Source organism: Vibrio sp. V04_P4A5T148 (genome assembly GCF_963875605.1).
Lineage (GTDB): Bacteria > Pseudomonadota > Gammaproteobacteria > Enterobacterales > Vibrionaceae > Vibrio > Vibrio anguillarum.
Map to the genome: position 1 here is coordinate 95895 of NZ_CAWNMS010000069.1, position 16388 is coordinate 112282.

The following is a 16388-nucleotide window of genomic DNA, read 5'->3' on the forward strand; positions in this document are numbered from 1 at the left end:
TCGCTGTGTGATGCTTCCTAGATGCCCTCTATTTTTTAGATACCGTCTGTTTTTAGAAACACTCGTTTTTTAGGGACCAGTCTTTTATAAACAAGCCGTTTAGAGAGAAAACCAAGGCACAACAAGGCCCTCGCTAAGAGGGCCTTAATATCAAGATTACTGAGTGAAGAGGGTTTACAACACGTCGAAGCGATCGGCGTTCATGATTTTGGTCCAAGCAGCGACAAAGTCTTTGACGAACTTCTCTTTGTTATCGTCCTGCGCGTAAATTTCAGCGTATGAGCGCAAAATGGAGTTTGAACCAAACACCAGATCAACACGAGTCGCTGTCCATTTTGTTTTACCGCTCTTACGCTCAACCATATCGTAAGAATTACGGCCCGTTGGCTTCCAAGTGTAATTCATGTCGGTGAGGTTAACGAAGAAATCGTTAGTCAACGCCCCAACACGATCAGTCAATACACCATGCTGACTACCGCCATAGTTTGTACCGAGCACTCGCAATCCACCAATCAATACGGTCATTTCTGGGGCGGTCAGGCGCAATAGTTGCGCTTTATCTAGCAGCATCTCTTCTGGGTTAACCACGTAATGTTGCTTTTGCCAGTTACGGAAACCATCCGCCAGTGGCTCAAGCACATCAAACGATTCCACATCGGTTTGTTCAAGCGTTGCATCACCACGTCCTGCAATAAAAGGCACAGTAATATTAACGCCTGCCGCTTTGGCCGCTTGTTCAACACCGACGTTACCCGCCAAAACAATGGTATCGGCGATGCTAATACCCGCATCAGCGGCAATTTTCTCCAGAACAGCCAACACTTTGCTGAGTCTTTCTGGCTCATTACCTTGCCAATCTTTTTGAGGAGCTAAGCGAATGCGTGCACCGTTAGCGCCACCACGTTTATCGGAACCACGGAAAGTACGTGCACTATCCCATGCGGTGCTGACCATCTCACTTATGCTTAAGCCGCTGGCCACAATTTTCGCTTTCACCGCATCCACATCATAATCTTTGCGACCTACGGGGATGGGATCTTGCCAAATGAGATCTTCTGCCGGAACATCAGGGCCAAAGTAACGCGCTTTAGGCCCCATATCACGGTGAGTAAGCTTAAACCAAGCACGCGCAAACACTTCAGAGAAATACGCTGGGTCTTTGTAGAAACGCTCTGAGATCTTGCGATATTCAGGATCCATCTTCAGCGCCATATCGGCATCGGTCATCATCGGGTTATAGCGAATGCTTGGGTCTTCCACATCAACCGGTTTATCTTCCTCTTTGATGTTGATTGGCTCCCACTGCCACGCACCGGCTGGGCTCTTCGTTAGTTGCCATTCGTAAGTAAATAGCAGGTGGAAGAAACCGTTATCCCACTGGGTTGGGTGTGTAGTCCATGCACCTTCAATACCACTGGTGACGGTATTACGGCCAATGCCGCGGCTGGTATGGTTATTCCAACCCAAGCCTTGTTCGTGCAAGTCCGCCCCTTCAGGATCTGGCCCTAAGTTCGCAGCGCTACCATTACCATGCGCTTTACCCACCGTATGCCCGCCCGCTGTCAGCGCCACGGTTTCTTCATCATTCATTGCCATCCGCTCAAAAGTAACGCGCATGTCATGTGCGGTTTTAAGCGGGTCTGGATTACCGTCAACGCCTTCAGGGTTTACATAAATCAGGCCCATCATCACGGCAGCAAGCGGATTTTCTAAATCACGCACACCGGAATAGCGGCTATTTTCTCCGCCACTTGGCGCTAGCCACTCTTTTTCTGAGCCCCAATAAGTGTCTTTTTCTGGGTGCCAAATATCTTCACGACCAAAAGCGAAACCAAAGGTTTTAAGCCCCATGGATTCATAAGCCATATTACCCGCCAAGATCATCAGATCTGCCCAACTGATTTTGTTGCCGTATTTTTGTTTGATTGTCCACAATAAGCGACGAGCTTTATCTAAGTTGGCATTATCAGGCCACGAGTTAAGCGGAGCAAAACGCTGGTTGCCAGAGCCCGCACCACCGCGACCATCTGCAATTCGGTAAGTCCCAGCGGAGTGCCATGCCATGCGGATCATCAAACCGCCGTAATGCCCCCAGTCGGCAGGCCACCACTCTTGGCTATCGGTCATTAGTGCTTTGAGATCTTTTTTCAAGGCATCAACATCCAATGTTTTTAGCGCATCGCGGTAATTAAAATCCGCACCCATTGGGTTGGTTTTCACGTCGTGCTGGTGAAGAATGTCAAGATTCAGTGCTTTTGGCCACCAATCCATATTGGATAGTTCAGCAGAAGTTACTCCGCCGTGCATGACAGGGCATTTACCGCCCGAATTCATACCTTTATTCTCCATTGCGTTCTCCTTGCTTCGCATTACTGCGGCTATTTAAGTGTGCTTGATTTATTCTAAAAACACTCAGCACGGTCGATATTGGCTGAACATTCACTGTATTAAATTCAAATGCAACAAAACTTAGAACAACATCATGTATATACAATAACAACGAGAGGTGATGAGCCTGCGGTCACGACTTGTTCGAAAAACCTTTTTCTTCAAAACCTTGCCACGATTATTGTTTCTGCTGCGTTCTGTACAGACTAGACAAGATGAGCATTAAACACTAATTCACTGTGGCTATTAATTTGATAGGCATCCTCTAACGCAATACGGCTAAGTTCACCCCTAAAGTCTCTCCTAACCATAGAACTTGTCCCTCAGAATGGTCATACCTATCGTCTCCAGAAACCGGATGGATCAACACGCTAAGACCTTCCCGATGTTCATCTAGCCACTCAATAAATCCGTGGCTATTGTCAGCAAGGTGTACTTCAAACATCGGCTTTAAGTGCGGGCCAACAAGCCTTGGTACTAAGCCAAACATGGCTTGTACATCATGTCGTTGTTGGGCAATTTTTTGTTGTACGCGTTGTGCTTTCGCTTGCTCTGCGAGATCAAAATAAACATGGGCATGAAACATAAAATAACTCCTCTTGATTTTTAAGCAGTGTACTACGCCAAAAGAGCATAGAAACCACAACAAATTTGCTGATGATTTTCAGCTAATTTGAAGGTACTAACCACAACGTATTCTATTTTAAGAGCCAAGAAATGGGCATTATCACACGATGACGTTGATTCAAACCAAGAACCAGCGTATTAAATAACCTCAAACTTTCGATGGTGGATACCCGCTTTGCAACCTATCAATCAACTGCTCCTCTCAATGCAGCCGTTATTGGAACAGTACGGCTACCTAGCACTGATCATCAGCATCTTTTTCGAAGGGATTGGCATTCCGATGCCCGGCCAATCGCTCATGATTGCCGCGTCCATTTTGTCATCCAATGGCGTAATGAATTTCTCTCTTGTTATGATTGTATCGTGGCTAAGCTGCTTTATTGGTAATAGTTGCGGCTATCTACTCGGCTATTATTTTGAGGGTTGGCTGGATAAAAAAGGCTATATTTCAGGGGCTAAATTTCAAAAACTGCAAAGCGCTATTCAAAAATACGGCCCGATTTGCTTAATCATCAGTCGCTTTGTTGAGGGGATGAAACAATTCATGCCATTAGCCTGCGGAGTGGCGAAAATGCCCATCAGAGTATTTTTACTGGGTAACGTGCTTGCCACCACAGTTTGGGTCGCGGTCTTTGGTTTACTCACCCATTTTGCGTTTGAACATCTTCACCAAATCAGCCACTTTTATTCTGCTTACCGCTATTGGATCTGGGCAATGGCCGCTATCACTTTTATCGTTATGATTTATGCAGTATTGAAACATAGGCACACTCAGCGCTGATAGCGACCTGTCTCTGACTTCATTTACCACCCCTTCTGTCATCACCACATAAAAATAGGTGTAGGGGCTAGTGATTGTGTTTCCACTCAATTTGAGGTTTGATGTTGCCATTATGTGAACATTTACACCGACTCTGAATGTGCTCAGAGAACACACTAGGGTGATTTAAGGAGACAACATGGACGTGATCGTCTTAGGCAGCGGCGTCATCGGGCTAACCAGCGCATGGTATTTATCACAAGCGGGCCACCGAGTAACGGTGGTGGATCGCCAATCACAAGGTGCAAAAGAAACCAGTTTTGCTAACGCAGGGCAAATATCTTACGGCTACTCTTCCCCTTGGGCTGCACCCGGCATCCCACAAAAAGCATTAAAGTGGCTGTTTGAAGAGCATGCACCGTTGAAAATAAAACCGTCTATCGACCCACAGCTGTTGGCGTGGATGGGTAAAATGTTATTGAACTGCCAGCAGGATCGTTACAACATCAATAAAGCCCGAATGCTGGCGATTGCCAATTACAGCCGCGTTTGTTTGGCTGACCTGAATCAGCAACATAACCTGCAATATCAAGGCCGTCGGCTTGGAACGTTGCAAGTATTTCGCAGCGAAAAACAGCTACAAGCGATACAAAAGGACATCAAACTACTCGAGCAAAGTGGGATTCGTTATCAGCTTCTTGATGTCGATGGGTGCATTAAGCAAGAGCCGGGGCTTACTCTTGTACGCGATAAATTGCGAGGTGGTTTGTACCTCCCCGACGATGAAACCGGAGACTGCTATCTGTTTTGCCAACAATTAACAGAGCTCGCGAAAAGCCGTGGGGTGCAATTTCTGTTTGATACGCAAATAAAAACATTAACCACTGAAGGCAAAAAGATCACCGCTGTCCAAACCGATAAAGGTGAGCTAAAAGCAGACAAATATGTCGTCGCACTCGGCAGTTACTCTACCGCTTTACTGGCGACATTGGGTATCTCCATTCCTGTTTATCCAGTGAAAGGGTACTCACTAACGCTGCCGATTGTCGACGTCGAATTGTCCCCACGTTCAACGGTAATGGACGAAACATATAAAGTGGCCATCACTCGTTTTGAGGATCGAATTCGTGTCGCGGGCACGGCAGAGTTAGCCGGGTTTGATCCTGCCTTGCCTGATGCGCGCAAAGCAACCATTGCAAAAGTCGTGACCGATCTCTTTCCTCAAGGCGGTGATTTAGCACAAGCTGAATTCTGGACAGGCTTTAGACCAATGACGCCTGACGGGACTCCGATTATAGGCTCCACTCCATTTGAAAACCTCTACACCAATACCGGACATGGAACCTTAGGGTGGACGATGGCTTGCGGATCTGGACAGCTTCTTGCCGACATTGTCAGTGAGCAAACTTGTGCTTTGCCAATTCATGAGTTGAATCTCTCTCGCTACCTCATCAACTAGCCACAATAGAAAATGCTTATTATTAGCTAAACCTTAGTGGAAAGTTATTATGCATAATGATTCATCCGAGAGAATTTAATTTCCAACCTTTCGGGTGACCAACCCATATGCGCTGAAATTTTAGCCAATTCTAATTAACCCACCTATTATTTAACATTTCATTAGCATTTTGTGTTCCTCATCACGCTAACGATTATTCACAGACAAATAAATTAACATCTAAGTTACAAAAAGATTAATATGTTGCCCACAAAGCAAACACAACACTCACCAAAACTACTAAAACAGGGAAATGCATATGCAGTCATTTGTTGATTTTCTGAATGGAATAATCTGGAGCCCGGCGCTAATTTATTTATGCCTTGGTGCGGGTTTATTCTACTCAATTGTGACCCGATTCGTTCAGGTCCGTCACTTTTTTGAAATGTGGCGACTTCTTCTTTCCGGAAAAAGCTCAACCAAAGGGATATCCTCTTTCCAAGCTTTGGCCGTTTCACTTTCGGGACGCGTCGGTACGGGTAATATTGCAGGCGTAGCCGCAGCAATTGGTTTTGGTGGCCCTGGTGCTATTTTCTGGATGTGGGTAGTGGCCTTTTTTGGTGCCGCGACTGCTTATGCTGAATCAACTCTGGCACAGATTTATAAAGAAGAAGATGAAGGTGAATTCCGTGGTGGCCCCGCTTATTACATCGAAAAAGCGATGGGACAAAAATGGTATGCATGGATCTTCGCCATTTCCACCATCTTTGCCTGTGGTGTGCTTTTACCTGGCGTGCAATCCAACAGCATTGGTAATGCCGTAGAAGCGGCTTTTGGGGCTGGCCCAATCATTGAAACCACTATCGGTAGCTTCACTTTTGCTAAGATTTTTACTGGTACCGTAGTGTCAATTATTTTAGCTTTCATCATCTTTGGTGGTCTTAAGCGTATCGCTAACTTCACACAGGTCGTGGTGCCATTTATGGCTTTGGCCTATGTCATTACTGCGTTTGTTATCATCCTGCTTAACATCAGTGAAGTACCACGTATTTTTTCCATGATCATTGGTGATGCGTTCACACCAATGGCAGGTATTGGTGCTGCGATTGGTTGGGGGGTAAAACGAGGTGTTTACTCAAACGAAGCAGGCCAAGGTACTGGACCGCACGCTGCGGCTGCCGCGAGTGTTGATCACCCAGCGCAGCAAGGTTTAGTGCAAGCATTTTCTATCTACATTGATACTTTGCTGGTCTGTTCCGCAACCGCGTTCATGATTCTGATCACTGGTGCTTATAACGTACACGGCGGCGCAGAAGGTGCATTTTTAGTACAGAACATCGCGGCGGATATTAGTGCCAATGGCCCAGTATTTACCCAAATGGCGATTGAGAGCGCACTACCGGGCGTGGGTAAACCTTTTGTTGCGTTTGCTCTGTTCTTCTTCGCCTTTACCACGATCTTGGCATACTACTACATTGCTGAAACGAACATTGCTTACATTCGCCGCACCTTTAAAGTCGATGGCCTGATGTTCCTTCTTAAAGTAGTGATCATCGCAACGGTATTCTACGGCACAGTGAGAACCGCGAACCTTGCTTGGGCAATGGGTGATGTGGGCGTGGGTTTGATGGCGTGGCTAAACATAGTCGGGATTTTGATCATCTTCTTTATGGCTAAACCAGCTATTGCAGCACTCAAAGATTATGAAGAGCAACAAAAACAAGGTGTCGATGAGTATCTTTTCAACCCAGTAAAACTCGGCATTAAGAATGCGACATATTGGGAAGGAAAATATAAACGCAAAACGGGACAAGAACCAACCGTAGAAGAGAGCTCCGTGGGTGTTGAACAACCATCATCCTAACGGATTAGCTAAACTCATCAGCAAAAAGCATTCAAGGTAAACGCAAAAAGGGTTAGCAAACGCTAACCTTTTTTCTTTTTCATCAACCCGTATTAGGCTGCGATTTCTTGTGTCGTCAACTTTTCGACAACAGCGTTTTGCGCTTTCTTTTCACCAATCGGCAAAATAACACGGCCGTATTCGTTATTCAGAACTTGAGCCATTGCAAAATAAATCGCACTTGCGCCACAGAAGATACCTTCAAAGCCGGCAATCGTGCCGATAAGCTCGCTACCAGTGAAATCACGCGCCGCTAGCAAAGCAAATAGAATGGTCAGTGAGCCGAATACCACTTGTTTAGCACGCGGGTAGCACAATGAACCGATAAACATGAAACCAGTGAAAATGCCCCACAACGCTAAGTACCAACCCATAAAATGAGCAGGGCTTGCTGGTAGTCCCATGTATGGCATGACAATCAGGCCAACCAATGTGAGCCAAAATAGACCGTAAGAGGTAAACGCTGTGGTGCCAAAAGTGTCACCACGTTTGAAACACATGATACCCACGATGACTTGACTTAAGCCGCCGTAGAAAATACCCATCGCCAAAATCATAGAGTCGATAGGGAAAAAGCCTGCATTATGGATATTAAGCAGGATAGTCGTCATGCCAAAACCCATTAGGCCTAGCGGCGCTGGATTGGCCAATTTAGTAGACATTCGCGAGTACCTTAAAAAATGTTGATAAAAATTACGCGCGGATTTTAGTGGAGTAACACACAAAATGGAAAGAACGTTAACGGAAACTAAGATTGTAAATTTAGCCACTTGATCGTTCAAAAATAGAACAGCACGACCTAAATCGATCGTGCTGATCTTTTTCTACCGAACATCACTCTCTATTGACAGTTTATTTCATCCCAAAACCAGTTACTTTGCGTGGGTGATTCCCATACTCCGGGGTTATTTTTAGCCATAAAACACTTTCCATTATGCGTAATTTTATCGCCATTTTTTGCAACAGTAACCCCTGCAACCCAGCTTGAAAAATCACTGCTTGGTGGCGTAGGCTCTGGCGTGACGGGCGGTTCTGGCTCGGAGACCACTGGCGGGGGCTCAACAGGGTCAGGCGTTGTGGGCGCTGTTGGTTCACCTGTAATAAGCTTCCAAGGATCACCTTGAGTGGGTTCATTACCTTGTGACCACCACTTAGCTTCATAAGTAGCGCCTTTATAGCTCACCTTATCGCCCGTGTTATATACCTTTGTTGCTTCCCAGCCGACGATGCCATCCACTGGTGGCTCTGGTGGCGTACCGGGATCAATCGCATCCACAACACGCACTTGGGGCCAGCTAGAATGTGAACCATAAAAGTTAGTCACACATTTTTCGTAATCACCAGCCACAAGGGCTGAATACGCGGTTTGGAAACCAACCAGTTCACATTCAAACGAGTAGCCACCTGGGCGATCAGAGTAATATTTCCAATTACCATCCCAGTTGGTATACAACACATCCGTCGCACCGTTCAAATTTAAGCTACCGTAAGGCGTTTGCTGCCAACAGGTATTCTTTTCATCTGACTCAATCGGTATTTGATAATGATCCGCTAACCCTTCCCAGTAGCGAATGCGATTAACCGGTTGACCTTTATCTTTGTTCTGCTCACCGCACTCAATGCCACCATTGATAACGTTAATTGTGGTGCCAAAACCATAGCCAATACCGGCATCGCTTTCACGTTGCGAAGGTGTCCATGTACGGTCAATTACGTGCAACATTGCCGGTTTCGGTGCTTGAGGTGTTAAGAAAAACCAAATCGCTGAAGCTAAATTCAACCAAGAATCCGCTACCAACCCGGGGTTATTGAGTAGTACTTTGGCATCACCATCAAACATCACTTCAGAAAAAGCGCCATAGTTGAAATGGTAAGAGAGCTGCTTCGCACCTCGACCAAAATAACCTTGCCCAGCGGCGCACGGCCAACGAGCATTTTGCCAATCATTTTGGCCACAACCGGTTGTGTAGCCACTTTGCCCTTCAGACCAACCCATTTCACGCACATGAACCAATGCTTGCTGCCATTCTTCAAGCCTATTCGGATTATCAGATACGTTGTCTTTCGCAATGTGACCACCCGTTTCTTGTGAGAAATGAGCAAAAGCCGTCACGATGGATTTTTTACAAATTGCGTCAGAATCTCGGCCATCCGTATATTCGCCACAAAACGCGGGGAATTTGCCAATTGCCCGTAAGAAGCGTGTGTAGGTGTATTCGGGAGCCGCCATTTGAGTTAAGAAATCCCACTCGTACTGTGGAAAAACTCGTTCAACACGCTTGACGTTTTCAGGGTTAGAACTTAAACCCGGTACTATTGCTTCAACAATCGCATTCGAACGCGTTTCTAGTGCTTTCGACCAGATGGCATACATAGGATCCGCTGTTTTGGCTTTTTCTGCCGCTTGTAGCTCTACTTTAGAGACAATATAACCCGCGGAATTTTCAGGGTCAGGTAAGATATTTAACGCGTAACTGTTTGCGGCTAAGACACTGCTAATCAGCACGGCTAAATGCTTTGTTTTCAACATATCAATCCCTTATTTTTTGCTTAGTGGGTACGGTGAAAATAGTATGGATAGCCGAGCCATTGTTGACAGTGAAACTTATTAATTAAATGTCAAAATGCGAGTGGTTTCATCATGATGTAAACCAATTATCGTACGGCGACATCGCCCTTTGAAGGCAAGTCGATAAATATGAAAAAGCCTCAAAAAAGCTTGAGGCTTTTAGAGTTCAATCTATTTTTCATCAGGTTAAGTGAACAACCAATGCCTCAAATTTCTCAAGCATCATCGCACCGGCAATGGCTTAGCGCACATGAGCGTGGCCAGTAAAAAAGTGATGAACTGGGCCGCGACCTTGGCCAACATCCAGCTCATCGGCATAGCCAATAGCTTGCGAGATATACTGTTTAGCCAAATACACGGATTTGTGCAGGTTATTACCTTGAGCAAGATAGGAAGCAATCGCGGAAGAGAGCGTGCAACCCGTCCCATGGGTATTTTGGGTTGGAAAGCGCTTCGCACTGAGTAATTCTGACGAAGATTGCATGATCAAAAGATCATTGCTGTTTGCATCTTGTTCTAAATGCCCACCTTTTAGCAGCACCGCCTTTGCACCCAACGCTCGTAAATCAGCCACCATACCGCTCATTTCGACTCCAGATTGAGGAACCGGCTTGCCAGTAAGTACTGCTCCCTCAAATAAATTGGGGGTAATAATGTCAGCCAAAGGGATCAATATTTCTTTTAATGTACTGATTGCCGATTGCTCAAGTAATAAATCACCACTGGTCGCCACCATCACGGGGTCAATCACAAGGCTCTTGGGTTGGTATTGCTGCATTTTTTTGGCAACGATCTTGATGATACTGGCATCGGCTAGCATGCCAATTTTAACGGCCACGATCTTCAAGTCGCTAAAGACGGCATCTAACTGGCTTTCGATATGATCAAGTGGAATGGGGAAAATGGCGGAGACGCCTTGAGTATTTTGTGAAGTAATGGCGGTAATAACGGAACACGCGAAACTGCCAGTTGCCGATATCGCTTTTATGTCGGCTTGAATGCCTGCCCCTCCACCGCTATCAGACCCTGCGATAGTGAGTACAACAGGTATGTTTAATAGCGTCGTTTCTTGTGTGTGTTTCTGTATTGGTTGTGCCATGGTCGCTCCTATGACAAGACATACAGGAACTGACTTTGACCGTGGTTTGGAAAGTTCGGTAATCGAATTTACAAAGGTTAGCCGTTGTTATTCGGCTCGTGACAAAGTGCTCATAGTTCCCTACGTCAGTATTAACTGAATCAGGTTCGACGGGTCTCGAATTTCGATCTCAGCCGATGCAGAATCTGCATCGGCTCCCCGACTATTTCGCAGCAATCATAACAGGGCACTCACAGAAGGAGTACGCTTTTCTGGAGGAATTATTCCCACTCAATGGTGGCTGGTGGCTTACCTGAAATATCGTAAACCACACGAGAAATACCATTAACTTCATTGATGATACGGTTAGAAACCTTACCCAAGAACTCATAAGGCAGGTGCGCCCAATGTGCTGTCATAAAGTCAATGGTTTCCACTGCGCGTAGCGATACAACCCAATCGTATTTACGTCCATCACCCATAACGCCTACCGAACGAACAGGTAAGAAAACCGTGAAAGCTTGTGACACTTTGTTATACAGATCAGCGGCATGCAGCTCTTCAATGAAAATAGCATCGGCGCGGCGCAGCAAATCACAGTACTCTTTCTTCACTTCGCCCAACACGCGTACGCCAAGGCCAGGGCCTGGGAATGGATGACGGTAAAGCATGTTGTAAGGCAGACCAAGCTCTAGGCCAATCTTGCGTACTTCATCTTTGAAAAGCTCACGCAGTGGTTCAACCAATCCCATTTCCATATCATCAGGCAAACCGCCAACGTTATGGTGAGATTTAATCACGTGCGCTTTACCTGTTTTAGAGGCGGCCGATTCAATCACATCTGGGTAAATCGTGCCTTGCGCAAGCCATTTCGCATTTTTCAATTTCTTTGATTCTTCATCAAAGATATCAACAAACACATGGCCGATGATTTTGCGTTTCGCTTCCGGATCAGACTCACCTTGCAGTGCGTTGAGGAAACGATCTTCTGCATTAACATAAATGATGTTTAAACCAAACTTGTTGCCAAACATATCCATTACTTGCTGAGCTTCATTCAGACGCAATAGGCCGTTATCAACGAATACACAGGTTAATTTATCGCCAATCGCTCGATGAGCCAGCATCGCCACAACTGACGAATCTACACCACCCGATAGGCCAAGGATCACTTCATCGTCGCCGACTTGCTCTTTAATACGAGCAACCGCATCTTCGATGATAGACTCAGCCGTCCATAGACGCTCGCAACCACAAACGTTGAGAACGAAATTCTCAAGCATTTTTAGACCGTTTTTGGTGTGCGTCACTTCTGGGTGAAACTGCACGCCATAATATTTTTTCTCTTCATTCGCCATTGCCGCATAAGGACAAGTTTCCGTTTGCGCTGTTTTGACAAAATCAGCCGGAATTTGCACCACTTTATCTCCGTGGCTCATCCAAACGTCTTGCGTTAGCTCAAGGTCGCTAAACAGGGCCGATTCACCCATTAGCTGTACAGCTGCATAACCAAATTCACGCTCCTCAGAACTGGCCACTTTTCCGCCCAACTGTTCAGCCATGGTTTGCATGCCATAGCAAACACCAAACACAGGTACGCCAGAATCAAACACATATTGTGGCGCACGCGGAGAGTTGGCTTCAGTCACGCTTTCAGGACCACCAGAAAGAATAATGCCATCTGGGTTGAATTCACGGATGTCTGCTTCTTCAACATCCCAGCTCCACAGCTCACAATAAACACCGATTTCGCGAACACGGCGGGCAACCAGTTGTGTGTACTGAGAGCCGAAATCTAAGATCAGAATACGTTGGTCATGGATATCTTTAGTCATTTAAGGTCAATCTCAATCATTAATGTAGTGGATGGGGAGCATCGCGCTCCCCATAAGCTTCAAGCTATTCGTGGTTCGTCATTAACCCAAGCGGTAGTTTGGCGCTTCTTTGGTAATTTGAACGTCGTGCACGTGTGACTCTTTCATACCTGCACCAGAGATACGAACAAACTCGGCTTTAGTGCGCAGATCTTCGATAGTGGCCGAGCCAGTTAAGCCCATGCTTGAGCGTAAACCACCCATTTGTTGATGAACGATCTCTTTTAGACGGCCTCGATAAGCGATACGGCCTTCGATCCCTTCAGGTACAAGCTTGTCAGCCGCATTGTCAGATTGGAAATAACGATCAGAAGAACCTTGAGACATTGCACCCAGCGAACCCATGCCGCGATAAGCTTTATATGAACGACCTTGGAACAAAATAACTTCACCCGGAGCTTCTTCAGTACCAGCAAACATGGAGCCGACCATCACGCAAGATGCACCAGCAGCAATCGCTTTACAAATATCGCCAGAAAAACGAATACCGCCATCAGCAATCACAGGAATACCGTATTGATCAGCCACTTCAGCTGCATCAGAAATCGCCGTAATTTGAGGAACACCAACACCCGTTACAATACGCGTTGTACAGATTGAACCCGGGCCAATACCGACTTTGACCGCGCTTACGCCCGCGTCAATTAGAGCTTTCGCACCGGCACCCGTTGCAACATTGCCGCCGATAATATCGAGATCAGGATAAGCGGCGCGCGTTTCACGAATACGGTTAAGTACACCTTCTGAATGGCCATGAGAAGAGTCAATCAGTAGAACATCCACTCCCGCTTCCACTAATGCTTTTACGCGCTCTTCATTGCCAGCACCGGCACCAACAGCCGCACCAACACGTAAACGCCCTTGTTCATCTTTACAAGCATTCGGTTTGCGTTCTGCTTTATGGAAATCTTTCGCGGTGATCATACCAGTCAGTTTGAATTCATCATTCACTACCAAGACTTTTTCAACACGCGCTTTGTGCATGCGCTCTTGTACATCCTGACGAGATGCGCCCTCTTTAACTGTGGCTAAGCGATCTTTTGGTGTCATGACTGCTTCAACTTTTTTTGTTAAATCAGTAACAAAGCGAATATCGCGGCCGGTGATGATACCGACAAGCTCATTGTGATCGCTCACCACAGGGAAACCGGCAAAACCATGTTTCTCTGTCAAAGCAATCACATCTTGAATGGTTGCATCAGGGCGAACTGTTACTGGCGCAGTGACTACACCCGCTTCAAAAATTTTGACAAGACGGACTTGTTCAGCCTGCTCTTCAATGGGCATATTTTTGTGGATAAAACCAATACCACCCTCTTGGGCAAGAGCGATCGCAAGGCGAGCCTCTGTCACTGTATCCATAGAAGCTGAGATCATCGGAATGTTCAGTGCGATATTTTTGGTCAGCTGAGTATGGAGATCGGCTGTGTTTGGGAGAACGGTGGAGTGTGCTGGTACGAGAAGAACATCATCGAATGTCAGCGCTTCTTTGGCAATTCTTAGCATTTGCAATATCTCACAATTAAGAGGAGTGAATAAAAGGTAAATCCAAGTTGTCTCAATTTGCCCTAATACACAATGAACAGGATAAATCGATTTGGATTTGATATTGCGGTCGGATTATACGCCCGAGGTAATCGCTTGACCACTCATTTTTTCATTTTTAATTTGCATTCCAACCCTTGATATGTATTATATTGCCGCTAATTTCCATACCCTCGTCTAGGGGATTAGCCTTGCCTTCTTTGACCAACGAAAACATCTACACTGTCTCTCGTCTCAATGCTGAAGTACGCCTGTTACTTGAAAATGAAATGGGCATTGTGTGGCTCGTTGGTGAAATATCGAACTTCTCCGCTCCGGTTTCTGGCCATTGGTATCTCTCACTCAAAGATTCTCGCGCGCAGGTAAAATGTGCGATGTTCAAAGGCAATAATCGCTTTGTGACCTTCAAACCTAAAAATGGCCAGCAGGTACTTGTTAAAGCGCGTCTTTCTCTTTATGAACCCAGAGGTGACTACCAAGTCATTATCGAGAGCATGCAACCCGAAGGAGATGGTCGTCTCCAGCAAGAGTTTGAAAAGCTGAAGATGCAGTTGGCCGCGGAAGGGCTGTTTGCACAATCCAATAAGCGCCCCTTGCCGGAAAATCCTCAATGCGTCGGAGTTATTACTTCAAAAACTGGCGCAGCCCTGTTTGATATTCTTGATGTGCTCAAGCGGCGCGATCCAAGCTTGCCCGTCATCATTTATCCTACACTGGTTCAAGGCGAACAAGCGGCCATTCAAATTGCTCAAGCGATTGGTAGAGCAAATGCGAGGCAAGAGTGTGATGTATTGATTGTGGGTCGCGGTGGCGGTTCTTTAGAAGATTTATGGTGTTTTAACCACGAGATCGTAGCGCGCACAATTGCCGCTAGTCAGATCCCAATTATCAGTGCCGTCGGGCATGAAATCGATGTGACGATTGCTGATTTTGTGGCTGACGTACGTGCCCCAACCCCCTCCGCTGCTGCAGAATTAGTCAGCCGAGACAACAGTAATAAGCGACAAGCTTTCGCCTCATACCAGCACAAGCTACAAAGTGCGATGCGCTATTACACCAGTCAACAAGCGCATCATTTACGCGCTTTGGTTCACGCGCTAGAGAAACAGCACCCCACTTACCGCTTGCAGCGTCAAAGCCAGCAACTTGATGACACAGAAATGCGCCTACAGCGGGCGATACAGCGCTATATTTCGACTCAGCGTGAGCACATTGGCCAGCAATACCATCAACTGCAGTTGCATTCTCCCGTACAAACCTTAGCGAAGCAGCAGCATCGACTAGCCAAAAGCGAGCAACGATTACTGGACGTAATGGAGAAAAAACTCCTGCGCACAGCACACCGTTTAACGCTAGCCGCAGAGAAGCTTGACGCAGTAAGCCCATTAGCGACACTAAAACGAGGCTATTCGATCACGCGAGATAGCTCAGGCAAAGTGATTCACCGCGCTTGCGATCTAAAAACTGGCGATCAATTGATCACCCGAGTGGCGGATGGCGAAGTTTTCTCTACCGTTAATTAATCACTTAATCTTGTGCTTGAAACTCAAATCGAATCTTAGATTTTGATTTGAGCTCATTGCATGAATTACAGAAAAAGTTTGCTGCGCCACACGCCTGCAATTTCTCCAGCTCAGAATCACACTCAGGGCAAAAACCAATTTTGTTAAAGTGATGTTTGCACTGAGCACAATGGTAACGCCCATCCCACATCAGTGGATTTTGGCAACAAGGGCAAAGATTTTCCTGCATATTGATCCCATCTCTCTTTGTGTCTTTCACATAACATCTTTCACATAGTGTGATTTTGGTAGATGTTTTATATCGTTCGTTTTAATAGATAGCTCGTTTGCGTAGATAGATCGTGCATGTGATAGCCGACACTTCATCAAACGGCACGTATGGTCTCGGATTATCGAGAGTTCAGCTTTGATCTCTATCACAATACCTTTAGGCTCACCAACCACCTCATACACATTAGGCTATGATCGATAAAAGATCTCAGCCTGATCATTTGCTTTATCTGCTCCGTTCAGCGATCTACTCTCAAAAGAACATTTATATAACCACACACCGAAAGCATAAGTTACATATTCTGCATATGGATTTATAACGATATAAAAATCCAAATTACAGCTAATAAATAAAAGAAACCAGAATATATTAAAATGATCTTTTGGCGAAATGTTCTACTCGTTTTGTTTGA

At 45.9% G+C, this 16388-nt stretch carries 12 protein-coding genes and 1 riboswitch; of the genes, 4 read left to right on the plus strand and 8 right to left on the minus strand.

What is annotated here, in order from left to right:
* Positions 1–174: 174 nt before the first annotated feature.
* Both katG and AACT18_RS14490 read right to left on the minus strand, forming a co-directional pair.
* Complete coding sequence (katG, locus tag AACT18_RS14485) at positions 175–2349, minus strand: catalase/peroxidase HPI (protein ID WP_094125251.1); 2175 nt, start codon at positions 2347–2349, stop codon at positions 175–177.
* Between the two features lie 304 nt (positions 2350–2653).
* Positions 2654–2974: a DOPA 4,5-dioxygenase family protein gene (locus AACT18_RS14490; RefSeq protein WP_017046265.1), complete on the minus strand. Its 321-nt coding sequence runs from the start codon at positions 2972–2974 to the stop codon at positions 2654–2656.
* A 216-nt stretch (positions 2975–3190) separates the two neighbouring features.
* On the opposite strand from AACT18_RS14490, the gene AACT18_RS14495 reads away from it, so the two are divergent.
* The 3 genes from AACT18_RS14495 to AACT18_RS14505 all read left to right on the plus strand — a co-directional run bounded on the left by AACT18_RS14495 (position 3191) and on the right by AACT18_RS14505 (position 7077).
* Positions 3191–3796, plus strand: a complete 606-nt coding sequence (locus AACT18_RS14495; protein WP_019282098.1) for a DedA family protein — start codon at positions 3191–3193, stop codon at positions 3794–3796.
* Positions 3797–3974: 178 nt separating this feature from the next.
* Positions 3975–5234: a D-amino acid dehydrogenase gene (locus AACT18_RS14500; RefSeq protein ID WP_094125252.1), complete on the plus strand. Its 1260-nt coding sequence runs from the start codon at positions 3975–3977 to the stop codon at positions 5232–5234.
* Positions 5235–5532: 298 nt separating this feature from the next.
* Positions 5533–7077, plus strand: coding sequence for an alanine/glycine:cation symporter family protein (locus AACT18_RS14505; RefSeq protein WP_094125637.1), 1545 nt, complete (start codon positions 5533–5535; stop codon positions 7075–7077).
* 92 nt (positions 7078–7169) lie between these two features.
* On the opposite strand, the gene AACT18_RS14510 is transcribed toward AACT18_RS14505, so the two are convergent.
* The 5 genes from AACT18_RS14510 to guaB all read right to left on the minus strand — a co-directional run bounded on the left by AACT18_RS14510 (position 7170) and on the right by guaB (position 14143).
* Complete coding sequence (locus tag AACT18_RS14510) at positions 7170–7778, minus strand: acetate uptake transporter (protein ID WP_010320388.1); 609 nt, start codon at positions 7776–7778, stop codon at positions 7170–7172.
* Positions 7779–7957: 179 nt separating this feature from the next.
* On the minus strand, positions 7958–9646 hold the full coding sequence (locus tag AACT18_RS14515) for a chitinase (RefSeq protein ID WP_094125636.1): 1689 nt from the start codon (positions 9644–9646) through the stop codon (positions 7958–7960).
* 280 nt (positions 9647–9926) lie between these two features.
* Positions 9927–10784 (minus strand): bifunctional hydroxymethylpyrimidine kinase/phosphomethylpyrimidine kinase, encoded by an 858-nt coding sequence (gene thiD, locus AACT18_RS14520; protein ID WP_094125635.1) that lies wholly within the window; start codon positions 10782–10784, stop codon positions 9927–9929.
* A gap of 100 nt (positions 10785–10884) precedes the next feature.
* Positions 10885–10995: riboswitch (TPP riboswitch) on the minus strand.
* A gap of 49 nt (positions 10996–11044) precedes the next feature.
* On the minus strand, positions 11045–12598 hold the full coding sequence (guaA, locus tag AACT18_RS14525) for a glutamine-hydrolyzing GMP synthase (RefSeq protein WP_094125634.1): 1554 nt from the start codon (positions 12596–12598) through the stop codon (positions 11045–11047).
* An 81-nt stretch (positions 12599–12679) separates the two neighbouring features.
* Positions 12680–14143 (minus strand): IMP dehydrogenase, encoded by a 1464-nt coding sequence (guaB, locus tag AACT18_RS14530; RefSeq protein ID WP_026028100.1) that lies wholly within the window; start codon positions 14141–14143, stop codon positions 12680–12682.
* 230 nt (positions 14144–14373) lie between these two features.
* Between guaB and xseA the strand changes: the two genes are divergently transcribed.
* Complete coding sequence (xseA, locus tag AACT18_RS14535; RefSeq protein WP_047689015.1) at positions 14374–15705, plus strand: exodeoxyribonuclease VII large subunit; 1332 nt, start codon at positions 14374–14376, stop codon at positions 15703–15705.
* A gap of 4 nt (positions 15706–15709) precedes the next feature.
* On the opposite strand, the gene AACT18_RS14540 is transcribed toward xseA, so the two are convergent.
* A complete protein-coding gene (locus tag AACT18_RS14540) occupies positions 15710–15934 on the minus strand; it encodes a zinc ribbon domain-containing protein (RefSeq protein ID WP_176428358.1) in 225 nt (74 codons plus the stop codon).
* Positions 15935–16388: the final 454 nt, after the last annotated feature.